The 22204-nt window shown below is 45.9% G+C and carries 17 protein-coding genes and 1 pseudogene; 11 read left to right on the top strand and 7 right to left on the bottom strand.

Annotation, left to right across the window (positions count from 1 at the left end; translation table 11 throughout):
• Nucleotides 1-82: 82 nt before the first annotated feature.
• Nucleotides 83-1672, bottom strand: coding sequence for a bifunctional phosphoribosylaminoimidazolecarboxamide formyltransferase/IMP cyclohydrolase (purH, locus tag AC5YBZ_RS15485; protein ID WP_494520771.1), 1590 nt, complete (start codon nt 1670-1672; stop codon nt 83-85).
• 299 nt (nt 1673-1971) lie between these two features.
• Between purH and zntR the strand changes: the two genes are divergently transcribed.
• The gene (gene zntR, locus AC5YBZ_RS15480) at nt 1972-2451 is read left to right on the top strand and encodes a Zn(2+)-responsive transcriptional regulator (RefSeq protein WP_475515017.1); all 480 of its coding nucleotides are present in this window, start codon (nt 1972-1974) and stop codon (nt 2449-2451) included.
• Between the two features lie 2 nt (nt 2452-2453).
• On the top strand, nt 2454-3809 hold the full coding sequence (locus AC5YBZ_RS15475) for an SO_0444 family Cu/Zn efflux transporter (RefSeq protein ID WP_494523992.1): 1356 nt from the start codon (nt 2454-2456) through the stop codon (nt 3807-3809).
• 98 nt (nt 3810-3907) lie between these two features.
• Here AC5YBZ_RS15475 and AC5YBZ_RS15470 read toward each other — a convergent pair whose 3' ends face one another.
• Nucleotides 3908-4945 (bottom strand): DUF4382 domain-containing protein, encoded by a 1038-nt coding sequence (locus AC5YBZ_RS15470; RefSeq protein ID WP_475515015.1) that lies wholly within the window; start codon nt 4943-4945, stop codon nt 3908-3910.
• A 317-nt stretch (nt 4946-5262) separates the two neighbouring features.
• A complete protein-coding gene (locus AC5YBZ_RS15465; protein ID WP_494520773.1) occupies nt 5263-5988 on the bottom strand; it encodes a YebC/PmpR family DNA-binding transcriptional regulator in 726 nt (241 codons plus the stop codon).
• Between the two features lie 300 nt (nt 5989-6288).
• Between AC5YBZ_RS15465 and AC5YBZ_RS15460 the strand changes: the two genes are divergently transcribed.
• On the top strand, nt 6289-6738 hold the full coding sequence (locus AC5YBZ_RS15460; protein ID WP_475517052.1) for a GNAT family N-acetyltransferase: 450 nt from the start codon (nt 6289-6291) through the stop codon (nt 6736-6738).
• A gap of 102 nt (nt 6739-6840) precedes the next feature.
• Here AC5YBZ_RS15460 and AC5YBZ_RS15455 read toward each other — a convergent pair whose 3' ends face one another.
• Nucleotides 6841-7086: a hypothetical protein gene (locus tag AC5YBZ_RS15455; protein ID WP_110457033.1), complete on the bottom strand. Its 246-nt coding sequence runs from the start codon at nt 7084-7086 to the stop codon at nt 6841-6843.
• Nucleotides 7087-8276: 1190 nt separating this feature from the next.
• Here AC5YBZ_RS15455 and AC5YBZ_RS15450 point away from each other — a divergent pair.
• Together AC5YBZ_RS15450 and AC5YBZ_RS15445 are read left to right on the top strand one after the other, a co-directional pair.
• Nucleotides 8277-13580 (top strand): Ig-like domain-containing protein, encoded by a 5304-nt coding sequence (locus tag AC5YBZ_RS15450; protein ID WP_494543156.1) that lies wholly within the window; start codon nt 8277-8279, stop codon nt 13578-13580.
• 575 nt (nt 13581-14155) lie between these two features.
• Nucleotides 14156-14273 (top strand): annotated as a pseudogene (locus tag AC5YBZ_RS15445) (radical SAM protein); the annotation flags it as partial.
• A gap of 38 nt (nt 14274-14311) precedes the next feature.
• Here the strand turns inward: AC5YBZ_RS15445 and AC5YBZ_RS15440 are convergent.
• A complete protein-coding gene (locus AC5YBZ_RS15440; protein WP_494543155.1) occupies nt 14312-15145 on the bottom strand; it encodes a mechanosensitive ion channel family protein in 834 nt (277 codons plus the stop codon).
• Nucleotides 15146-15350: 205 nt separating this feature from the next.
• Here AC5YBZ_RS15440 and AC5YBZ_RS15435 point away from each other — a divergent pair, with 205 nt between their 5' ends.
• Nucleotides 15351-15809 (top strand): hypothetical protein, encoded by a 459-nt coding sequence (locus tag AC5YBZ_RS15435; RefSeq protein WP_494543154.1) that lies wholly within the window; start codon nt 15351-15353, stop codon nt 15807-15809.
• Here the strand turns inward: AC5YBZ_RS15435 and AC5YBZ_RS15430 are convergent.
• Complete coding sequence (locus AC5YBZ_RS15430; RefSeq protein WP_494523989.1) at nt 15789-15977, bottom strand: hypothetical protein; 189 nt, start codon at nt 15975-15977, stop codon at nt 15789-15791. The two genes, AC5YBZ_RS15435 and AC5YBZ_RS15430, sit on opposite strands and share 21 nt — an antisense overlap.
• Before the next feature lie 121 nt (nt 15978-16098).
• Between AC5YBZ_RS15430 and AC5YBZ_RS15425 the strand changes: the two genes are divergently transcribed.
• Together AC5YBZ_RS15425 and udp are read left to right on the top strand one after the other, a co-directional pair.
• Nucleotides 16099-17274 (top strand): type III PLP-dependent enzyme, encoded by a 1176-nt coding sequence (locus AC5YBZ_RS15425; RefSeq protein WP_494543153.1) that lies wholly within the window; start codon nt 16099-16101, stop codon nt 17272-17274.
• 555 nt (nt 17275-17829) lie between these two features.
• Nucleotides 17830-18588 (top strand): uridine phosphorylase, encoded by a 759-nt coding sequence (udp, locus tag AC5YBZ_RS15420; protein ID WP_475515006.1) that lies wholly within the window; start codon nt 17830-17832, stop codon nt 18586-18588.
• Nucleotides 18589-18750: 162 nt separating this feature from the next.
• On the opposite strand, the gene AC5YBZ_RS15415 is transcribed toward udp, so the two are convergent.
• Nucleotides 18751-19503, bottom strand: a complete 753-nt coding sequence (locus AC5YBZ_RS15415; RefSeq protein WP_475515005.1) for an outer membrane protein OmpK — start codon at nt 19501-19503, stop codon at nt 18751-18753.
• Nucleotides 19504-19785: 282 nt separating this feature from the next.
• Between AC5YBZ_RS15415 and AC5YBZ_RS15410 the strand changes: the two genes are divergently transcribed.
• From AC5YBZ_RS15410 to AC5YBZ_RS15400, 3 genes are read left to right on the top strand one after another with little or no spacing between them, the layout of a single operon-like run.
• Complete coding sequence (locus AC5YBZ_RS15410; protein ID WP_494520779.1) at nt 19786-20241, top strand: NfeD family protein; 456 nt, start codon at nt 19786-19788, stop codon at nt 20239-20241.
• A gap of 31 nt (nt 20242-20272) precedes the next feature.
• Nucleotides 20273-21199, top strand: coding sequence for an SPFH domain-containing protein (locus tag AC5YBZ_RS15405; RefSeq protein ID WP_110457040.1), 927 nt, complete (start codon nt 20273-20275; stop codon nt 21197-21199).
• Nucleotides 21196-22131, top strand: coding sequence for an SPFH domain-containing protein (locus AC5YBZ_RS15400; protein ID WP_110457041.1), 936 nt, complete (start codon nt 21196-21198; stop codon nt 22129-22131). The genes AC5YBZ_RS15405 and AC5YBZ_RS15400 overlap by 4 nt, the downstream gene beginning before the upstream one ends.
• Nucleotides 22132-22204: the final 73 nt, after the last annotated feature.

The raw sequence follows: 22204 nt of genomic DNA, 5'->3' as shown, positions 1-22204 counted from the left end.
AAAATGGCTTGCGCTAAACGTTAAAAATGAATGTGGTTAATCCGCGAATTAAGTCGTTTTTAACTTAATTCGCGCCAACAAATTAATGACGGAAGTGACGCATACCTGTAAACACCATCGCCATGCCGTGCTCATCGGCAGCGTTGATGATCTCTTCATCACGAATCGACCCGCCTGGCTGGATGATACAGCTGATCCCTGCGGCTGCTGCGGCATCAATACCATCGCGGAAGGGGAAAAACGCATCCGATGCCATGACAGAGCCTACCACTTCGAGGTTTTCGTCGGCGGCTTTAATACCCGCCACTTTAGCGCTGTAGACGCGGCTCATTTGGCCGGCGCCTACACCAATGGTCATGCTGTTTTTGGCATAGACAATGGCGTTCGATTTAACAAACTTAGCCACTTTCCAGCAGAACATCAGATCTTTCATTTCCGCTTCGGTCGGCTGACGCTTCGAAACAACCTTAACATCGGCTTGGCTCACCATGCCTTGGTCACGGTCTTGCAGCAGCAAACCACCGTTGACACGCTTGTAGTCTAGGCTGGTGGTCTTAGTGTTCCACTGGCCGCACTCTAGCAGGCGCACATTGGCTTTAGCGGCAACCACCTCACGTGCGGCTTGGCTCACGCTTGGGGCGATGATCACTTCCACAAACTGACGTTCAACAATCGCGCTCGCGGTGGCGGCGTCGAGCTCGCCATTAAAGGCGATAATGCCACCAAAGGCTGAGGTTGGGTCGGTTTGATACGCGCGGTTATAAGCATCGAGCAGATCGCTACCAATCGCCACGCCGCATGGGTTAGCGTGCTTAACGATAACGCAGGCGGGTTCGTCAAACTCTTTAACGCACTCAAGAGCCGCGTCGGTGTCGGCGATATTGTTGTAGGACAGCGCCTTACCTTGTAGCTGTACTGCGCTAGCGACTGAAGCTTCGTCGATATTCAGATCCACATAGAACGCCGCGCTCTGATGGCTGTTCTCGCCATAGCGAAGATCTTGTTTCTTCACCAGTTGGGTGTTGTAAGTGCGCGGGAACTTAGAATCAGCGTGGCACTCATCGGTGCTGTGGGCTGGCACCATAGTACCGAAGTAGTTGGCAATCATGCCGTCATAGGCCGCGGTGTGCTCAAATGCGGCGATGGCTAAATCGAAACGGGTTTCAAGCGTGGTGCTACCGTTATTGACTTGCATCTCGGCAATCACGCGGTCGTAGTCGCACGCGTTGACAACAATCGTGGTGTCTTTGTGGTTTTTAGCGGTCGAGCGCACCATGGTGGGGCCGCCAATATCGATATTTTCTACCGCATCGGCTAGGGTGCAGCCTTCTTGGGCAACGGTATTGGCAAAGGGGTAGAGGTTAACGGCAACTAAGTCGATGGGCTTGATGGCATTTTGTTCCATGACCAGCTCATCGATACCACGGCGTGCTAAGATGCCGCCGTGCACTTTGGGGTGCAAGGTTTTTACGCGCCCGTCCATGATCTCTGCATGACCTGTGTAGTCAGAGACTTCAATGACAGGCACACCGTTGTCTGCAAGTAGGGCAGCGGTGCCGCCAGTAGAGAGCAGCTCAACACCTTGAGCATGCAAGGCTTTGGCAAACTCGAGGATTCCGGTTTTATCAGAAACGCTTAACAGCGCGCGACGAATAGGTCTGGCATTATTCATTTTGGGTACAGGGTCCAGTAGTTATTTTTAAGGATCTTTCGGAAAACAATACAAGGCTTTAGTTAGTGCCTTGCTCTGCTTTCCAAAAGTCCCTCAATCTATTGTTACTGTCCATCGCGGCGCGCGTATTTTATCGTAAAATGGTGTGCCATGCTGTTTTTTTCTGCACGATTTCACAATACGCGTAAGCGAACAAGCATCTTGATTGTAAATACGCATAATAACCCTTGACCTTAGATTTAACTCTAAGGTTTATACTCAGGGGTATTGACTATGATCCCAAGCGATTTGGATGAAGCATGTATCGAATAGGTGAACTAGCAAAGCAGTGTGAGGTGAAGGCCGACACCCTGCGGTTTTATGAAAAACATGGTTTGTTATCGCCTTCGATGCGAACCGAAGCGGGTTATCGCATGTACACCGAACAAGACGCTGAGCGGTTACGTTTTATCTTGCGGGCCAAAGCGGTGGGGTTCACGCTGGCGGAAATCGCTGAGCTGTTGTCGATTGACTTGGATAAGTCCAATTGGGCGTGCGCCGATGTCAAAGGGATGGTGGATATCAAGTTAGCTCAGGTGAGCGCAAAAATCGCCGAGCTTAATCATTTTCAGGTGTCGCTTAAGCGCTTGTCCGATGCCTGTTGTGGCGGCCCTGAAAGTGCCGAACATTGTTCAATATTAGAAGCGCTAGAATCAAACTCTGCTGAAGTAAAGCCTGAAAACCATACTCATCAGCATCAAGATAACCCAAATAAAGCAAGCTGTAAGCGTAAGGGCTAGTTATGTTATTAAGTCATTTTATCGATCTGTTTTTAGAGTCAGCCCCTTGGTTGCTACTGGGATTAGTGTTGGCGGGTATGTTAAAGATGTTTGTGCCCATGGCGTGGATGCAACAGCAGCTCGGTGGCCATGGCTTTAAAACCACCGTTAAGGCGGCGGTGCTGGGCGCGCCTTTACCCTTATGTTCTTGTGGCGTGATCCCTGCCGCAGTAGGGCTGCGTCGCTCTGGCGCGTCAAAAGCGGCGACCACCTCATTTTTAGTCTCGACCCCAGAAACGGGTATCGATTCTGTCAGCGTATCTTATGTCTTGCTTGGGCCATTTATGGCGATTGTCAGACCGATTGCCGCTATTGCCAGCGCCATTGTGGCAGGCTTGTTAGTTGGCCGCGATGATGACCAAGTAGCGCCTGCAACCTCAGTGTCAGACAAGGACGCGGCAACCGCGAGCTGCTGTAGCAGTAATAAAGCCGAGGTCGTGGTGGCGTCTTGTTGCAGTAGCAAAGCCGCAACGCCCGTAAAAAGTGGCGGTGGTGCTAGCCAAGGGGATAAGTCGCTCGTCATGCGCCCATTAGGTGAAAGTAGGCGCATGATGGCAATGTCGCCTCAAGGCACGACGCAAGTGGCTCGCCTTAAGCCAGTCGCTGCCAGCGCCAGCTGTTGTCGTGATAAGGCTACCGTTAAAGTCGAGTCTGCATCGAGCTGTTGCAGCACGGCAAACAAAGCCCCTGAAGCTGACAGTTGCTGCGAATCGACCCAAGATATGGCCAGTGACCTAAAAGGCACCTCGGTGATCGCCAGAATGGGCAAAGGGCTGCATTATGCCGCAACCGACTTAGTGCGTGATACCACCATCTGGCTGCTGGTTGGCTTGTTCTTTGCGGCCTTGGTACAAACTTATGTCCCTGGCGATTTTATGGCGAAATGGGGTGATGGCCTGCTTGCCATGCTGGTGATGGTACTGATCTCTGTGCCTATGTATATCTGCGCTACGGCATCGACGCCGATTGCTGCAGGACTATTACTTGCCGGGGTGTCACCCGGCGCGGTATTGGTGTTTATGCTCGCAGGCCCTGCGACGAATATCGCCACCTTGGGCGTGGTCACTAAAGAGCTGGGTAAGCGCGCCTTGTATGGTTATTTGGGCGGCGTACTCGGTGTCGCCTTAGTCTCTGGGGTGATAGTAAATTATCTTGTCGATACCTTTGGCTTTGAGGTGATGCCGCAAGTGGGTGAGCAGCACAGCCTGTTGCCAGCGCCTATTGTCTATACCTCTGGCGTTGTGCTAGCAATCTTAATGTTGAAGGTGTTGCTGGAAAAGTTGCCTAAAAATTGGTGGCGCCGTGATTGTTGCTCATAGAACTTAATTTAAAGCTTCACCTGAATCTTACTCGCAGGAGATAATTAAAAAGGCACTCAATGAGTGCCTTTTTTGTGGGGTAAAGCTGAGCGCTTAAATTAGTTGGCTGGGACAAAATCCATAGGGATATTGCGTTCGGTTACCGCAGCCTTGGTAACGCTGACATTCTGTTCATCGGCATGAATTACGAAAGGAGCTTGTGGGTCGTCTGCGTCGTTGCTTGATTCTGGATCATCATGTTGGGCTAAACAGGTGTAACCCAAGCTGTAAGTGTCTGCAGCGACAAAGCCAAACTCATATTGGTAACCGATAAGCGTTTCGGTGTCATCCAGTATTGGTTGCACTCGTGAGGAGGCAATTGGTGCCACTTGAGGTGGCGTGATATCGGCATCTGGGCGGAAATCGACCATGTCAGTCAGTGCAGTTTCTGCTGGGTATAGATAGACTGCTTGGCTAAACTCTGAGCCCCCAGCATCGGTTTCACATGCTGTCACAGTATCGAGACTAATTTGACCGCTAATGGCGCCCACCTCGGCATTATTAACCAGTTGCACCGAGGTAGGTTTGAGTGTCCAGTATGCCTTATTGCCATGAGGAGCTTGTATGCCTTTAGCTAAGTTAAACTCGGCAACAAACAGATTATTACCGGCGGCGATAGTAAAAGCCTTATTAAAAAACAGTCGGCCAGTATCGGGGTCATCGGCACCTACGCCACCGCAACTACCATTACTATTGGTGACTAGCCCTGCGTCAGTCCCGTCCATGGTTTTCACGTAGGAGCTATTGGTATCGGCGACTTGACTGTTTTTCATGTAAATACACATTTGGTATTCACCGACGGGAACCGATTGGCCACTGACTAATGTGGCCATCTCTTGGCCTTGAACGGTAAGTAAGTCGACCATTTTGAGGTCGCCGTTATCTGATACATCAAACGACAGTGACTGCCCATTACCTTTGAGCACGACCTGTTTAAAGGCGATATTGACAATTTGGGCATCGGCAGGATTATCCGATACCCCTAGACTGAAGCTGCCTGACAGGGGTGCATCAGGGGTGTCATTGCTATCGCTGCCGCCACAAGCGGTGAGGACGCTGGTCAGTGCGATGGCCATTAACGATGTAGAATACTTCATAGATCACCTGTTCATCATGTGTAGAGTGAGTGTAAAAGAGTTAATTCACGCCGCTAGGCGAAGTGAACGACGTATATAGATACATTATAGACACACTTCGTTGTCAGTCTTAAGTCTGAGACATTAACAATAGGGAGATATGAACCAGAATTAATTTAGTTAGGGGTAATATGGATAGATTATTTACCCATTAAGAGTGATGAGTCTTTGCTGAAAACAGCTTGTGGGTTAACTACTGTAGGTGGTGAAAAAATCAAGCGGCTTTGAATTGAGTTGCTCAAATTAAAGCCGCCGTCGCTATTTAATAAATCAACCAGTTAGTTTGCAAATTCCGCATTGTGGTAGACGTTTTGCACGTCGTCACAATCTTCTAGCGCCGCTAGAAACTTCTCGAATTGCGCGATCACTTCAGGATCGGTCACCTCGGTCATGGTTTGCGGCACGAAAGTGATCTCTTCCACTTCAAATTCGATATCGGGTAGTGCTTCGTTTAAGGCGGTTTTGGCCTTGAAAAATTCGGTATGCGGAGCAAAAACACTGACCATGCCGTCTTCGACTTCAATATCGCTCACATCCACATCTGCCATCATCAGCAGCTCTAAAATGGCTTCTTCATCGTCACCTTTAAAGACAAATACCGCTTGGTGATCAAACATATGACCAACCGTGCCAGGGCCGCCTAACTTGGCGTCATTTTTAACAAAGGCTTGTCTCACCTCGGTGAAGGTACGTTTGCCGTTATCGGTTAAACAGTCGACGATGACCATGGCACCACCCGGGCCGAAGCCTTCATAGCGAGCTGTTTCATAGTCCTCACCGCCGCCGCCACGGGCTTTTTCGATGGCACGATCTATCACGTGAGCCGGAACCTGATCTTTTTTAGCCTTAGCGATCATTTGACGCAGTGCTAAGTTGCCATCTGGATCGAAACCACCATTTTTTGCGCAAACATAGAGCTCTTTGCCGTAGCGAGAGTAGAGTCTAGTTTTTTGCCCAGCCGTTTTGGCCATAGATTCTTTGCGATTTTGGTATGCTCTTCCCATCTTGATCTATCTCTTTAAGCTAAAAAAATTGGCCCAATGTTAGCAGTTTTATTGGCATTTTTGCAGACTTGGATAATGAATTTATCAAAACAGCGCTAAGTATCACTATTGCTAGGTTGTTTGCTCTTGGCGGCATGATGAATGGTGGCTGGGGGTTGGCGATGATAACCCCCCTAAAAAAACCAAGTTGAGCCTTAGTAACGACTATCTTCGAGTCGATGACGCGATAAATATGATTGCTCCATTAGGTTGATAATGGGTAGACTGTCTAATCATTTAATCAAGTGGTTGGAGTCAGTGGTGCAGTGGCAAGATTATGGGTTTTCACAGCTCAATGTTACGCAGTTATATGAGCTAATTAAGCTCAGGGTCGATGTGTTTGTGGTAGAGCAGCATTGCCCTTATCCCGAGCTCGATGGCAAAGACACACTGGCCCAGACTCGCCATCTGTTAGGGGTTGATGAACATGGCGCGCTGGTGGCTTATGCCCGTATTTTAGCGCCGGGCGTGAGTTATGCCGATAGCAGTATTGGCCGAGTGGTGGTCGCAAGTAGCGCGCGTGGAGCCGGGCTTGCCGAGTCACTAATGCACAGGGCGATAGCCATTGCCCAAGCGCAATGGCCGCAGGCCAATATCCAAATCGGTGCGCAGCAGTATCTCAGTGGTTTTTATCAACGCATGGGATTCACCCCTGTCTCGGATGTGTATCTCGAAGACGGTATACCACATGTCGATATGCTATTAAGCTAAGCCGCCAGCATAATGGCCAGCCATAAAAAAGGAGCACCTTGATGGTGCTCCTTTTTTTGAGATAAACGCCATAGGCGCTAAAGGCATATTGAATAATAAGCCTTAGTCTCGAAGTCGGATCCTTGGATTGTCGTCAACTTCACCGCGGCTATCTATGGTCGATAGTTGGTGCTGCTGCGCGATAATCGCTAACGGACCCGAAGGCAAATGGCGAACAAACAACAGTCGATAACCAAACCGAAGCAGGTTATAAAGGGCCATTTTTTGCTCTGCGCTCATAGAGTTCCAATGCTCATCATGATGCAGGCTAGTCCTTCGCCTGTCTTGCAGTTGTTGTGCTATTTGCATGTTATTATCTTTACGTATGAAGGCTGATGCAGCCAATTAATCCCGTGCAACCCCTTATCATGGCGGTTATCACTATCGACCAATGGGTCGATTTGAGCAGTCTAAAGTGAATTGGCTGTGTAAAAATTGCACGAGATCAAAGTCGGTGCAAGATCATGCGACTAGGTTGAGTAATTATGAAATCGCTCACATTTTATCCCGTTTTTGAGGCTACAGCGATTAGCCCATCTCAAAAAGTGTAAGCATATGGCTAAAAGGTCACCCCTCAATCTTCTATTACTGAAACAGCGATGTATTGCTTTAAAACAACTGTTGAGCAGTCAGTGAGCTTGCGAACTTATAATGGTGGTACTAATAGCGATGAGTAAGCTGGCCAATCTAGCTCTCATCGTGGCAGTGGTAAGCTATGACCTAACTCTGATTTGATCAGCAAGTCCGCTAGATTTATCGGTAACAGTCTTATCTCATTTAATATTGTGTAAGTGACGTTCAGTCGTTTTCTCTACCGCTACTACTTAAATATATCTAATATATCGAATATTTTCAGTCAGGTTGTTATCGTAAGTTGAGAAGCAAAGATGAACAATATAGCTGTAAATTTAGGCAAATGATAAATTTAAAATGGATAACTTTATTAACTTTATTTAGCGTAAATTTAGGATGTATTTAAAAGTAACAAAGCAGTTTTTTGTTTTGCGGGCTCTGTAATTTAGATAAGAGCGGAAACCGATTTTTAGATGCTTGCCAAAGCACTCAATTATCTATTCGGGAACACCTGTGGTAGTGAATAATGGAATTGATGTTTGTTTTTTGACCACTACTTGCTGTGGGTCTGTAGGAGTGTGGTTTAATTTAGTGTTGATTTAACTAAATAAGTTAAAAAAAAGATATTATATCTCTCATTTTCTTTTTTATTTAATTATACTCATCACCTATTTATGTGTGTTGTTAATGGCCTGTTGTTTTATTGCAAATAAATGGTTAACAGTGGATGTTCCTCTTGTAGGCAAATGGTTGGCAATATGTCGCGTATCGCGACTTATTAACGGATTACATATAGTACTTCTACGTATTGATAGGTAATAATTTTTATGAGAACCACCGCTCAAACCATTGCTAATATTAAACCTTCGGTTTGTATTAAGCATATTTCGGCAATCAGCTCCTTATTTAATCTGGGAAAATTCAGGTTGAAATCCGGTGTTAAATTGCTTGCATATAATGCCTTTGCTTTACTTTTATTTGCCGTTACCAGTATGGCATACGCCAATAACAACCCAGTGTGGCAGCATTGGAGTGAAGATAAAATTGCTTCATTTGCAAACGGTTACCGTAGCGATCTCGCAGACTTTAACCAAGATGATCTCCCTGATTTTATTGTAACGTCATTGTATGGCAATGCTGTTAATGTATATCTAAATGATGGCAATGGTAAATTTGCAACAGTCGTGTCTCCATTAGGCGTAAGTGATGCTGATTTACGGGAAGTCGCCGCTGGTGAATTAGACGGTAAACCAGGTCTCGACTTTGTTGTGGCAGATTTTAAGAACGACGCTGTGTATTTATACACCAACAATGGCGCGACGCCGACCCCCGCTTTTACACGTACGACACTGCCAACAGATATCGAATTACCAAATGGTGCTCAGTCTATCAGTCTCAGTGATCTAGATGGTATCAATGGTTTGGATATTGTTTTAGCGTCTCAAAATAATGGCGACCGTATATATGTTTATCTAAATGATGGTGCTGGTAATTTCACCCAAAGTCGAGTCTATAATGGCCTTAATTATGCGTTATTTGAGATAACGGTTGCTGATGTTTCTGGCGATGATATACCTGATATTATTGCTGGTGACATAGGTGAGACAGCTGGGCGTAATTTCTGGTTAAAGGGTAATGGCGATGGCACGTTTCAAGCGGGATTAAATCCTTATACCACAGAAGCATTTGATTTACCTTCACTTCAAACTGCTGACTTTAATGGTGATAGTACCAACGATATATTTGCTATTTCTAAAACTGAATTATATTGGTTTGAAAATAATGGTGCGGGTTCGTTCACCGAGCATTTGATCAACCCAGGTGATCCTATTATCGATAATGGTTCGCAGGGGAATGTGGCTGATATCGATGGCGACGGCGATATCGATATTTTAGTGGGTTCAGATGGCGATGTCATTTGGTATGAAAATAACGGTTCAGGCAGTTTTACAAAACAGCGTGTAAGCTCAGCTTTTGAGCTAATAAATGCTGTCGATGCTGTTGACTTTGATGGTGATAAGCGCCTAGATATTGCGGTAGTCGACAGAGTTGGCGGTGGTGTTTTTTGGTTAAAGAGTAAAGCTGATTTTAGTGTCGAAGAAAAGAACACTGTAGTAGGCAGTGTTAATGCCGTAGATATGGATAGCGACACTTTAACCTATAGTATTTCTGGTGGGGTAGATTCAGCGAAGTTTAATATAAACTCAAGTAATGGTGCTCTTACTTTTCAAAATGCACCTGATTATGATATCCCAGACGACGATGGTAAGGATCGTACCTATAACTTTAGTGTAAATGTTAGCGACGGAAAGGCAAATGTGATTATGCCTGTTGAAGTCACTATCACCGAAGCTCCTAAATTTGCACCCGTTATTACCGAAGGAACCTCAGTGTCGGTAACTATGAGTGAAAACGCAAACCCAACAGCCTTTGTGTTAACGCTAAACGCTACCGATCGAAACAACGATACATTAACTTGGTCAATTAGCTCAAATGCTACCAATGGTACCGCTAGTGTTTCTGGTACAGGTACTTCAAAAGCGATTAGCTATACTCCAAATACCAATCACGATGGTAGTGACCGCTTTAACGTGAGAGTCAGTGATGGTGATGGTGGTATTGATACAATTACTGTCAATGTCATCATACAAAACGTTAATGTGCTGCCAACGGCGATATCTCAGACTGTTTCTTTAGTTGAAGATACGGCGAAAGCGATGACCTTAAAGGGGACTGATAGCGACGGCACTATTGCCCTTTATGTTGTCGGTACAGCTTCACATGGTAGCCTATCGGGTAATGTACCTAATTTAACCTACACCCCGAAAGCTGATTATAATGGTGACGATAGCTTTACCTTTAGAGTGATAGATAATGATGGCGGCGTCTCTTCTGCTGCAACGGTATCGATTACGGTATCGTCGGTAAATGACTTACCGACGGCGAGCGCACAATCTGTATCGCTTGAAGAAGATGGCAGTGTGGGTATGACCTTGTCAGGCTCTGACCGTGACGGCACCATTGCCCGTTATCTTGTCGGTACACCTTCACATGGTAGCCTATCGGGTACTGCACCTAACTTAACCTATACCCCCACTGCTGACTTTAATGGTAGCGATAGCTTTACCTTTTCTGTAATTGATAAAGAAGGTGGCGAGTCAGAGCCTGTAACAGTCGGTATCACCATTGATGCAGTAAACGATGCGCCATTGGCTGAAGATGACGCCATTGAGTTTGATAAAAACGGTCAGAACAGATATGTCCTAGATGTTTTAGCCAATGACAGTGACATTGATGGTGATACGTTAAGTGTTGTATCGGGCAATGCTGATATTGGTAGCGTGGTGGTTGAAAATGGCCAGCTTGTCTTTACTGCCCCCCCAGGTTTTATAGGGTCACTCACCTTAACTTACCTCATATCTGATGGTAATGATGGCACTAGTACCGCAACAGTCACGCTTATCATTAATGGCTTGTTTGATGACATCGCGCCAACGCTTACCCTACCGGAAGATCGAGTCGTTAATGCCACGGCGTTATATACTAAAGTTGATTTAGGCGTAGCAACCGCGCTTGATGCGAACGGTAACCCATTACCAGTATCGCTGGTCGATAATCGTGTAATGTTTTCTCCTGGTATAAGTAAAGCTTACTGGCAGGCTACCGATGCTGACGGTAATCAGTCAATTTCAGCACAAGGTGTTCAGGTCCATCCGCTGATTTCTATTGGTAAAGACCAAACCGTTGTGGAAGGTAGCACGGTAACGGTGAACTTTTACTTAAACGGCACGTCACCGACTTACCCAGTGGTGGTACCGTTTACTGTGTCAGGTGACGCGGTTGAAGGTGCTGACCATAGCTTAATATCTGGTGAAGTCGAAATTGGCGAAACCAACACAGCGAGTATTACTTTTGAGACCTATGGCGATGGCGTCGCCGATAGCGGTGAAACCATAGTGATTAGCCTGTCTGATACCGTGAACATTTCTCCAGATTCTGTACAAAAGATCACATTATCTGAAGGCAATATTGCACCAGAGGTGATGCTCACGGCTAAACAGCAAAACGAAAACCGTATGTTATTGTCGCGATCTGATGGTGAGGTAACCGTTAGTGCAGCCATTAGCGATAACAACATTGCAGATAGCCATACACTCCTATGGTCAAGTACGTCAGATGAGTTAAGTGCGCTAATTAATGGGACAGTGTCTGAGACTATATCGTTTGATGCGGCAGACTTATCGGTTGGTATTCATAAGTTAACAGCACTGGTTGAAGACTCGGGTGAGCCAGGATTAACGACACAGGCTGACATCTATCTAAACGTGGTAAGCGCGCTACCTGTATTAACTGAAATTGATACAGATGGTGATTTAATTCCTGATTCACAAGAAGGCTTTGCTGACAGTGACGGTGACGGAATTGCTGATTACTTAGATGCTATCAGTGTGTGTAATGTGATGCCTGAGATGATCAGCACGCAAGTCACCTTCTTAGTCGAAGGTGAATCAGGTGTATGTTTACGTAAAGGCTCGGCCGCACCTGCAACGCAAAGCGGCAGCTTATTGTTAACCCATGAAGAAACCGTTCAAGCTGTCGGTGAAGATGGGGAAGCTAAAATAGTTGGTGGTATCTTTGATTACATTGTTGTTGGTTTAGAAAAACCAGGACAAGAATACAAACTTGTATTACCACAGCGCCAGCCGATTCCACTCAATGCCATCTATCGTAAGTACACTGATGCAGCTGGCTGGGGGAATTTTGTTGAAGACGCTGACAACATACTGTATTCAACCCTTGGTGAGCCTGGATTTTGTCCACCTCCAGGGAGTGAGCAGTGGCAAGAAGGCTTAACGGAAGGTCACTGGTGTGTGCAGTTACAAATTGTTGATGGTGGCCCGAATGATAACGACGGTGTTGCCAACAGCAGCATTGCTGACCCAGGTGGTGTAGCCGTTTACTTAAGCACTAATACCACACCCGTTGCTGAAAACGATGCAATTACGATGCTGTGGAACGAAGCGGTTGATATTGACGTATTAGCCAATGACAGTGACATTGATGGTGATGAACTGCTCGTGCTAAGTGCAAGTGCAAACTTTGGTACGGTAGTGGTGTTAGCGAATTCATCACTTAGCTACATGCCAAAACGAGACTATGCAGGTATGGAAACCATTACCTATGTAATTTCAGACGGTAACGGTGGCACAACAAGTGCGCAGGTGAGTGTTAACGTTATTGCTAATCGGATCCCAGTTGCTAATGATGACATTGCCTCGACGGATGATAGAACCGCTATCACGATTGATGTACTGAAAAATGATACCGATGAAGACGGCGACACGTTAACGATTACGTCTGCGTCAGCGATACACGGCAGTACTGCGATTGTGAATAACTCTATTCAATATACGCCGGCAATAGGATTTGATGGCACAGATACCGTCACTTATACCATTTCTGATAATAAAGGAGGCGAAGCTAGTGCCAAGGTTAGTGTGAGTGTTGATGCCTTTGAAAGCGTTACTGTCGTTAATGAATCAAAATCAAGTGGTGGTAGTATGCCGTTATTCACCTTATTGCTATTGCCTTTAGCACTCGTAAGACGGATGAAATCTATCAAGTTATTAGGTACAACTATACTAATGGCTAGCCTTATGGTTCTGCCCGCTAAGGCTGAGTGGGGGCTAACGGCGAGTGTTGGCCAAGCAACTGCACATGTATCTAAAGGTGAGTTGAATAAAGCCTTGGGCTCGCTTGATGCACAAGTAACAGCTTTAGATGACTCTGATATTAGCTGGAAACTGGGCGTTGTTTATCAGGTCAATAAAAATTGGTTTGTGGATGTTAGTTATCAAAACCTAGGTGATTTCTCTGCCAGTATTGATGGTATGACATTGGATGGAAATGCATTTCAGCACGCTGTTTCAAAAGTCCAACCCATAGCCGCAGCTGGTATCTCTGCGGCTGTTGGGTATCAGTACTTTATTAACGACCAGTGGTATTTAGGTGCTAGCTCAGGCTTATTGGTGTGGAAAAGCGACAACAAGACTCATAGCCAAGGCTTGGCAACGATTAACCGTGAAGAGAATGGTACTGATCTCTACTTCGGTATTGAGCTAGGTTATCAGCTCTCTGATAATATGAGTGCAGGACTGGGTTACATATACTATGGTCTAGAACAGCATGATATTAGCTCTGTTGGATTAACGGTTAAATACTTTTTGTAATTAATTATTAAGGTAATTATTAGCATTCATATTTAAAAAAACCTATAATGGCTTATAGCTGTTATAGGTTTTTTAACGTTATAACGACGTGATGTTGAGTGCTTACTAATCGCACTGATGAGGTCCTTGAAAACTCTGACAAACAATATGTTACTTTACATAAAAGGTTAATATTTGTCTGTAAATTAACGTGTTGGCTATTTTTTTGAATGAAGGCCTTTTTAAATGAAGGCAACTAATTGTTATACAAGTAGTTGTCTGATTTTACACTTCCCATTTTCCATTTATCACCTCTTACTTTAAATTATCTCGCCTGCTACTGGCTTTCGCTTTTTGGCACCATGTTTCATTAATATTCTGAAATATTTTTCAGCTCAAATCAGAGTGCTGTACCACAGTTTAGGAGTGAGGATCTTGCTATGAAACCGGTTTATGGATTCGCACATCTATATCTTCGCAACAACACTTTTTACTGCGGTTTTGTTCTGCATGGGTGCAACGTTCAGTATCAAATTAGCTTAAGCTTACGGTCAGGGCTGCCCGAATTTGATGGATAATTATGGATAAAGGTCACCTCAAATGATGTGGTGCTCAAAGGGGTATTAGGCAAAGATAAAGCCATGCTACTCGCTCAGGTCGAACAGGCATTACAGGGCTATACCACTGCGGCATGAATGGCAGCGAGGCCTGTAAGGCCAGCGATTAGCGTACAGGCAATGCTAGGGCTTGGTTTACTTTTCTATATGGATCTCACGAACCGGGCAGGGAATTTCAATACCGGCCTGCTGCAGAGCATGAATTAAAGCCAGATTTACTTGGTATTTCTTTTGGTGGTAATGGGCAGTTGGAACCCAATAACGCACACCGATCTCTAGCCCTATGCTATTAAAACCATTGATGCCGATTTGTGGTGCGGCCTGCTGGCTAACATGTTCGCTGCGCTCTAACACCTGACGTATGATGGCAATGACTTGGTCTACGTCACTGTTGTAGTTGATATTAAAGTGGTTATTAACCAATTTGTTTTCAAACGAGTTATGCAGTATTTCACCGACAATATGTTTGTTGGGAATACTGATCACCTCACCCTCTTCATTGGTCAGCAGGGTTAAGCCAAGATGGATGCTCTTGACGACACCACTGACCCCTTTAATTTCAATCGTATTACCTACCACAAAAGGGCGAGTCACAATAATAGTGACGCCAGCAGCGTAATTGGCGAGCATGCCTTGCAAGGCCAGCCCAGCGCCTAAGGATGCCGCGCCGATGGCGGCGACCATGGGGGTGATACTGATCCCTAGCTTGCCCAGTGCAATGATCCCCACCATCACCACTATGATGATCCGCACTAAGTTAGAGACAAAGTTGCTTAGGGTGATATCGATATGATGTTTTTCAAATTGCTTAGCGACTAAGTTAGATACCTTGTTAGCCACCCACAGCCCAATCAGAAAGACCAGCAGTGCACCAACGAGTTGAAAACTGTATTTGACCAGAAATTCGGTCAACATGTTGTAGACATTCTGCAGCTGAGCAAGCTCCTGCTCTAAACCATTCTCATTCATAAGGTTGTTCCTGACACTGTGGCAACAAATAATCGTTAAGGTTACTTAATTTTCAAGAGTTTGATAATCACTATCTGCTTAAATCACTCAATCGGCTTAATGCGTGATTGAGCTCAAGCTATGGGCATCATTTTCTAAGTTGGGGATTGGGTTAAGTTATAGTTCAACGAGGACAAATTGATAAATAGTTTAATTAAGGAGTGATATGAAAGCGTTGCTATTAGCGTTAACCTTGCTGGCATCGATGAGTGCCCAAGCGGTGACTCTTGTGGTGGGAGACAACCTTAAGGCGGTGGAGCTACAAGATCAGCACGAGCAAACCTTGATGGTAGATCAAAGCACTCGCATCGTGCTGTTTAGCCGAGGCATGAAGGGGGGTGACATCATTAAGGCGGCGCTAGAGTCGCTACCACAGGCGGAGCAACCAGAAGGCTTAGTTTATGTCGCCGATATTAGTGGCATGCCATCACTTATCGCCAAGTTTGTCGCCATACCACAAATGCAGGAGCTGCCTTTTCAAATCGCCTTAGACCGAGAGGGGCAAGTCACGCAGCAATGGCTGGGTAATAAAGACACTGCCACGGTTATGCATCTGCAACAGCTCAAGATTGTTGCCATGACTCAGGTGGATACGCCTGAAGCGCTAGTGGCTGCGATAAAATAGTTCATCACATCTTGCCTCGGTTATCTTGATGTTGCGCGCAGCGTTGGATAAGACTAACGCTGCGCCGCTCATATCTCCATCATGGCCTGTTTGGCGCTGCTGCTCGTTTGCCCATGGCGTTATTAGCCTGAGTTTTATCTCCTCATTTATTACCATCTCTTGCTGCATAAAAAGTTATCTTTTTGGCATTAAAACTCATTGCTATTACGGGTAAAATAGCGTTTACTGCGGATGATTTTTAATCAGCTTAACTCACACTATTTTATGCTGCTATGGAGATACTGGCGCCATGAGCCAATTTCAATCTATTGATGTTAATGATTATTATGACTCTGAGACATTTGAGCGTATTAAATCGTTTGCCCAAGATAAGCCCACACCATTTGTGGTCATTGATACTCAGATTGTTGCCAAGCAATATCAGGCGATGGTGGATAACTTTCCCTACGCCAGTATTTACTATGCCGTTAAGGCCAATCCCGCGCCGCAAGTGTTAACCCTGCTGCGTGACCAAGGAGCCAATTTTGATATTGCCTCAATTTACGAGCTCGATATGGTCACTGAGCTTGGTGTGGGCTGCGATAGGGTCAGCTATGGCAATACCATCAAGAAGCGCGCCGATGTGCGGGCGTTTTTTGCTCGTGGTGTACGTATGTTTGCCTCAGACTCAGAAGCCGATCTACGGATGTTAGCCGAAGAGGCGCCGGGGGCGCGCGTTTATGTGCGAATTTTAACTGAGGGCACTCATACCGCCGACTGGCCTTTATCACGTAAATTTGGTTGTCAAAATGAGATGGCCTATGATCTGCTCGTGCTGGCTAAGGCATTGGGGCTTGACCCCTACGGGATCTCGTTTCATGTGGGGTCGCAGCAACGTGACATTGGCGCATGGGATTCGGCGATTGGTAAAGTCAAAAGCATCTTCGATCGCCTCAGTGAGGAGCACGGTATTATCCTCAAGATGATTAATCTTGGTGGTGGCTTCCCGGCTAACTATATCGATAAGACCAATCCGTTGGAAACTTATGCCGAGCAGATAACCCACTTTCTGCAGGAAGATTTTGGCAATAACTTGCCTGAAATCATCTTAGAGCCCGGCCGCTCTCTGTTGTCTAATGCAGGGGTATTAGTGTCGGAGGTGGTGTTGATCAGTAAGAAGTCGCATACCGCATTAGAGCGTTGGGTCTTTACCGATGTTGGCAAATTTTCTGGCTTGATTGAAACCATGGATGAGGCGATAAAATTTCCTATCTATTGTGAGCGTCAGGGCGAACTGGATAAGTGTGTGATTGCAGGGCCAACCTGTGACAGTGCCGATATCATGTATGAGCATTACCATTATGGCTTGCCCAGTGATTTAGCCATTGGCGATCGTCTCTATTGGCTCAGCGCTGGCGCCTATACCACCACCTATTCGGCGGTGTGTTTTAACGGTTTCCCCCCGCTAAAAGACTATTATTTATAGGTGTTGCGATTGATAATCCCTCAATGTTAGCGATACAGAAACAGTGGCGAGCCTTACGTGTTAATGCTCGCCAAACCATTAGCAACTAAGGCATTGATTGGCCTAATCAGTAAACCGTCACGGTTCTTTAGCGTCCTTGGTAGTGTATGCTGAATCAATCACTTTGCCTTGTTATGTACAAGCCACTGCCTCCTACCGTTAGCCACTGCTCCCCATCTTATTACCGCAAGCGGCACTATCATCTTTGATTGATATTTATCGGTACTGTTTTTTATTGGTACATTTTTCATTTTAAATTAATAGCTTAGTTGTTGTAGTTGTAGTTTTCCAACCCATTCATTCACTGGTGGTTAAATCTGCAAGAATGCTGGAAAGGTGGCTGCCAACTGCTATATTTGCTGTTGCTCCAAGGTAAGTTGTTTGGTAAATCGATTACGGCAAAAGATCGAACTGCTAGCAAGCAAAGTGTGATCAAGTTAACCTTACTGGCATGCATACTAGGTTAAAGTCCGATTTAGCAGAATTTTATAATCAAAACTGAAAGAGGTTTTCATAATGTCAGATGTATTTCATTTAGGCCTGACCAAAGAGATGTTGCAAGGTGCAACACTTGCCATCGTCCCGGGCGATCCTGAGCGTGTTAAGCGAATTGCTGAGCTAATGGACCAACCTACATTTCTTGCTAGCCACCGTGAATATACCAGTTATCTCGCTTATATCGATGGTAAGCCAGTCGTTATTTGTTCAACGGGTATTGGTGGCCCATCAACCTCTATTGCGGTAGAAGAGCTGGCGCAACTCGGCGTTGATACCTTCCTACGTGTCGGTACTACAGGTGCTATCCAGTCCCATGTTAATGTTGGTGATGTGATTGTTACCCAAGCTTCGGTTCGTCTTGACGGCGCGAGCTTACACTTTGCCCCCATGGAGTTTCCTGCGGTAGCTGATTTCGAATGCACTACTGCGTTGGTTGCAGCTACGCGTGAAGCGGGCATCGAGCCACACATAGGTATAACGGCTTCTTCCGATACTTTCTATCCAGGTCAAGAGCGTTATGACACTGTCAGTGGCCGCGTTACCAGTCGTTTTGCGGGCTCAATGAAAGAGTGGCAAGCGATGGGCGTACTCAACTATGAGATGGAGTCGGCGACACTATTTACCATGTGCGCCAGCCAAGGGTGGCGAGCAGGCTGTATTGCGGGTGTTATTGTTAACCGCACTCAGCAAGAAATCCCTGATGAAATCACTATGAAGAGGACTGAAACCAGTGCAGTGTCGATTGTGGTTGCTACAGCGAAGAAGTTGTTGGCATAACGGCTGATATTAGTTGTGGCGTGATAGCTGGCATGCATTTTTACTAGCGATTCATGGTTTCACAGGTATATAAAAGGCGCTGAGTAGCGCCTTTTTGCTATGTACTGTTTGGTCAGCTCGTTAGCGGTAGGTTAACCGCACAAGGCTTACCTCATCTTAGGCTTAGAAGTGATATTTGGCGATCACTGAATAGGTATTTTGATCTACGCCTTTAACGCCATATTTATTTTGCCAGTAGTCATACTCAACACCGACAAATAGTTGGTTTTTCTTGTGTTCGCCGAAGATCGCGGCGCCAAGGTCGTATTTAACCTGTGGGTTAAAGTGGAAGTTCTCTTCATAACCTTGGTTATCGGCAGAAAAGACCCAATCGATATAACCGTCGAATACGATGTTGCTGTTACCTACTGGGAAATCCATTCTAAAGGTGGGAGTCACTTGCCAACCATCGCTTAGGTTACCGCTGCTGATCGCGTCACGACGGTAGGTGTTAATGTTGAAATAACTAAAGTAAGGCACATTAAGGTCCATACCGATACCATACAAGAAACTGGTAACTGGGCCTTTACCTTCTTCAAGCATAAATGCCCAAGATAGATCGGTTATTGGACCAAAGCCAATTGCTTGACCGCTGATCTTACTTGCACTTAAACGTGTTGAAATTTCACCATACGTGGTGTCGTCTTCAGACAGGTTTGAGCCGTGAAAGTAGGTGATATCTTGGAATGCAAACCAATCACCATAGATCCAAGCGCCTGCGGTTTCGACAGTCACGGTTGTTTGTTTGTCCGATGCAGCAAGATCATAGTCATTACCGTGCAATGCCGTTACACTCAGATCCCACCACTGTACTAGCTCATCAGCCATAGCGGGTTGTGCTACTAAGAGAGCAAGGGCAAGCCAATTCTTTTTCATCAATCTTCACCTTATTTTGAGTTTTTATTCGGACGTAATTTAAAACAGTCGTTATATTATTTGAGTTGTGGTGGTTAGGTTAAATGGTCACAACCCCACAGCGGCGGCAAGTATAAATGATTTATCGATGTGGCCAAAACACTAAACAATGCGCAAGGCTAATAATTATGGACTCTGTGGTTAAGGCCACGATTTACAGACCAGATGCGTGACATAATATGTCGCGCGCGGTGATAAGAGCTGTTATAGTCAATATTTAATGCGCTTATTTCAGGGGGAAATATGGTGTTGTCAAATCCGATAATGGTATGGCTAATGATTGGCATAGTGCTGATGTTAGCTGAGATTGTTTTGCCCGGTGGCATTGTTATTTTACTGGGGGCAGCCTGTGTAGTGGTGGCCGGAGCGTTAGCCATTGGCTGGGTAGAAGGGCTAGTGCAAGCGCTGACCTTGTGGTTTATTGCCTCCATGGTGTTGCTGTTAGGCTTTCGCCACGTCACGCAAAAGTTGGTCGGCGGTGATTCACATATTGATAATACCGATGAGGAGATGGATTTATATAATCAAACCGCGGTAGTTAAAACGGTGATTGGCCCGGCACAGAACCGCGGGAGAGTTGTATTTCAGGGGAGTGAATGGCCAGCGCTAGGCGATGGTAGCGAGATCCCTGTCGGCGCAAAAGTGAGAGTGATATGTCGTGATAATATCGCCTTGGTAGTTGAACCAATATCAGAATAATAGCGATACGCTATGTAAAAGGATGGAATCTATGTTTGTATTTACCTTAGTGGTGTTATTTGTTTTTTTTATTTTATACAAATTACTGTTGATCGTGCCGATGCGTGAAGTCAATGTGATTGAACGTTTGGGCAAATTTAGGGTGGTGTTGCAACCCGGCTTTCATTTTCTAATTCCTTTCTTCGATCGAGTCGCATACAAGCATGACACCCGCGAACAAGTGCTCGATGTACCACCGCAAAGCTGTATTTCAAAAGATAATACCCAGCTAGAAGTCGATGGGCTGGTGTATCTCAAGGTGATGGACGGGAAACTGGCCAGTTATGGCATCGAAGATTATCGCCGCGCCGCAGTCAACTTAGCCCAGACCACCATGCGTTCAGAGATCGGTAAGTTAAGTTTAAGTCAGACTTTTTCTGAGCGTGACAGCCTCAATGAATCAATCGTGCGAGAGATAGATAAGGCGTCCGATCCTTGGGGGATCAAGGTGCTGCGTTATGAAATTAAAAATATCACCCCCTCCTTTAAAGTGATCCACACCCTCGAAAAACAGATGGAAGCCGAGCGCCGTAAGCGCGCCGAGATAACCTTAGCCAATGCCGAAAAAGCCGCGATGATTAATCTGTCTCAAGGTGAGCGTCAAGAAGCGATTAATATTTCTGAAGGTCAAAAACAGAAACGCATCAATGAAGCCCAAGGCACGGCGCAAGAGATAGCCATTATTGCCAGAGCCAAAGCCGAGGCCATGACCCAGGTGTCTCAAGCCCTTGCGTTAGAGGGAGGCAACGAAGCGATGAATATGCAGCTTAAAGAGCAATTTATTGTGCAGGTTGGCAAAATACTTAATAAAGCCGATATCTCAGTGGTGCCCGCCGAGCTGGCGAAACTGGAAGGTTTCTTCGAAGGGATGGAACAAGTGACCCAAGCAGTTGGGCAAGCAAAAGGAGAACGCTCATGATTGCAGGTATCGATACAGACTTAATTGTCATGGGGATTTGGGGATTAATTTTTGCGATTTTCGTGATCAAGTTATTTCAATCTATTCGCTTGGTGCCGACAAAGTCGGCATGTGTGGTTGAACGCTTAGGTAAGTATCACTCGACGCTGGATGCCGGCTTTCATGCCTTAGTGCCCTTTGTCGATAAGGTGGCGTATGTCCATGATCTTAAGGAGGAGACCATAGATGTACCGCCGCAAGAGTGTTTCTCTAGCGATGAAGTCAATGTGGAAGTCGATGGGGTTATCTATATCTCGGTAATCGATCCGGTAAAGGCCAGTTATGGGGTGACAGATTATCGCTACGCCGCCATTCAGCTTGCGCAAACCACCACGCGTTCTGTGATAGGTACCTTAGATTTAGACCGCACTTTTGAAGAGCGTGATGTGATTAGCGCTAAAGTGGTCGAGGTGTTAGATCAAGCGGGCGCTACATGGGGAATTCGGGTGCACCGCTATGAGATCAAAAATATTACCCCGCCAGAAACCGTGAAGAATGCCATGGAGATGCAGGTCAACGCCGAGCGTGAGCGCCGTGCCCTGTTGGCAAAAAGTGAAGGTGATAAACAGAGTAAAATTAATCGCTCTGAGGGGATTAAAGCGGAAACCATTAACCATTCAGAAGGTGAAATGCAGCGCCGCATAAATGAAGCCGAGGGTAAAGCAGAAGAGATCTTAGCCATCGCCAAGGCAACTGCCGAGTCGATTGAGCGTATCGCCCAGGTGATCTCAGCGCCCGGGGGGAAAAACGTGGTGCGTATGCAGCTTGGTGCTCAGTATCTGCAGCAGTTTGATGGTTTAAGCCAGAATGCTAGCAAGATAGTGCTGCCGGGCAATATGATGGACTTTGAGCATTGGATGGACAGCATGGGGCTGGAAGAGAGTAAAGATTAAGTAGCCCATTGAACGGCAAAACCGGTGCCATTGCGCCGGTTTTTTTATGTCCACACTAGGGTGCGTTAAAAGC

It is taken from the genome of Shewanella sp. 553 (assembly GCF_059338375.1).
The sequence above is the reverse complement of the archived record's forward strand: the minus strand, read 5'-3'. Positions and strand labels throughout refer to the sequence as shown.

Coding starts and splice junctions, on each gene's coding strand:
- udp (WP_475515006.1), top strand. CDS start 17,830: ATGTCAGATGTATTTCATTTAGGCCTGACCAAAGAGATGTTGCAAGGT.
- AC5YBZ_RS15435 (WP_494543154.1), top strand. CDS start 15,351: ATGAAAGCGTTGCTATTAGCGTTAACCTTGCTGGCATCGATGAGTGCC.
- AC5YBZ_RS15410 (WP_494520779.1), top strand. CDS start 19,786: ATGGTGTTGTCAAATCCGATAATGGTATGGCTAATGATTGGCATAGTG.
- AC5YBZ_RS15475 (WP_494523992.1), top strand. CDS start 2,454: ATGTTATTAAGTCATTTTATCGATCTGTTTTTAGAGTCAGCCCCTTGG.
- zntR (WP_475515017.1), top strand. CDS start 1,972: ATGTATCGAATAGGTGAACTAGCAAAGCAGTGTGAGGTGAAGGCCGAC.
- purH (WP_494520771.1), bottom strand. CDS start 1,672: ATGAATAATGCCAGACCTATTCGTCGCGCGCTGTTAAGCGTTTCTGAT.
- AC5YBZ_RS15440 (WP_494543155.1), bottom strand. CDS start 15,145: ATGAATGAGAATGGTTTAGAGCAGGAGCTTGCTCAGCTGCAGAATGTC.
- AC5YBZ_RS15425 (WP_494543153.1), top strand. CDS start 16,099: ATGAGCCAATTTCAATCTATTGATGTTAATGATTATTATGACTCTGAG.
- AC5YBZ_RS15465 (WP_494520773.1), bottom strand. CDS start 5,988: ATGGGAAGAGCATACCAAAATCGCAAAGAATCTATGGCCAAAACGGCT.
- AC5YBZ_RS15405 (WP_110457040.1), top strand. CDS start 20,273: ATGTTTGTATTTACCTTAGTGGTGTTATTTGTTTTTTTTATTTTATAC.
- AC5YBZ_RS15400 (WP_110457041.1), top strand. CDS start 21,196: ATGATTGCAGGTATCGATACAGACTTAATTGTCATGGGGATTTGGGGA.
- AC5YBZ_RS15470 (WP_475515015.1), bottom strand. CDS start 4,945: ATGAAGTATTCTACATCGTTAATGGCCATCGCACTGACCAGCGTCCTC.
- AC5YBZ_RS15455 (WP_110457033.1), bottom strand. CDS start 7,086: ATGCAAATAGCACAACAACTGCAAGACAGGCGAAGGACTAGCCTGCAT.
- AC5YBZ_RS15415 (WP_475515005.1), bottom strand. CDS start 19,503: ATGAAAAAGAATTGGCTTGCCCTTGCTCTCTTAGTAGCACAACCCGCT.
- AC5YBZ_RS15430 (WP_494523989.1), bottom strand. CDS start 15,977: ATGCAGCAAGAGATGGTAATAAATGAGGAGATAAAACTCAGGCTAATA.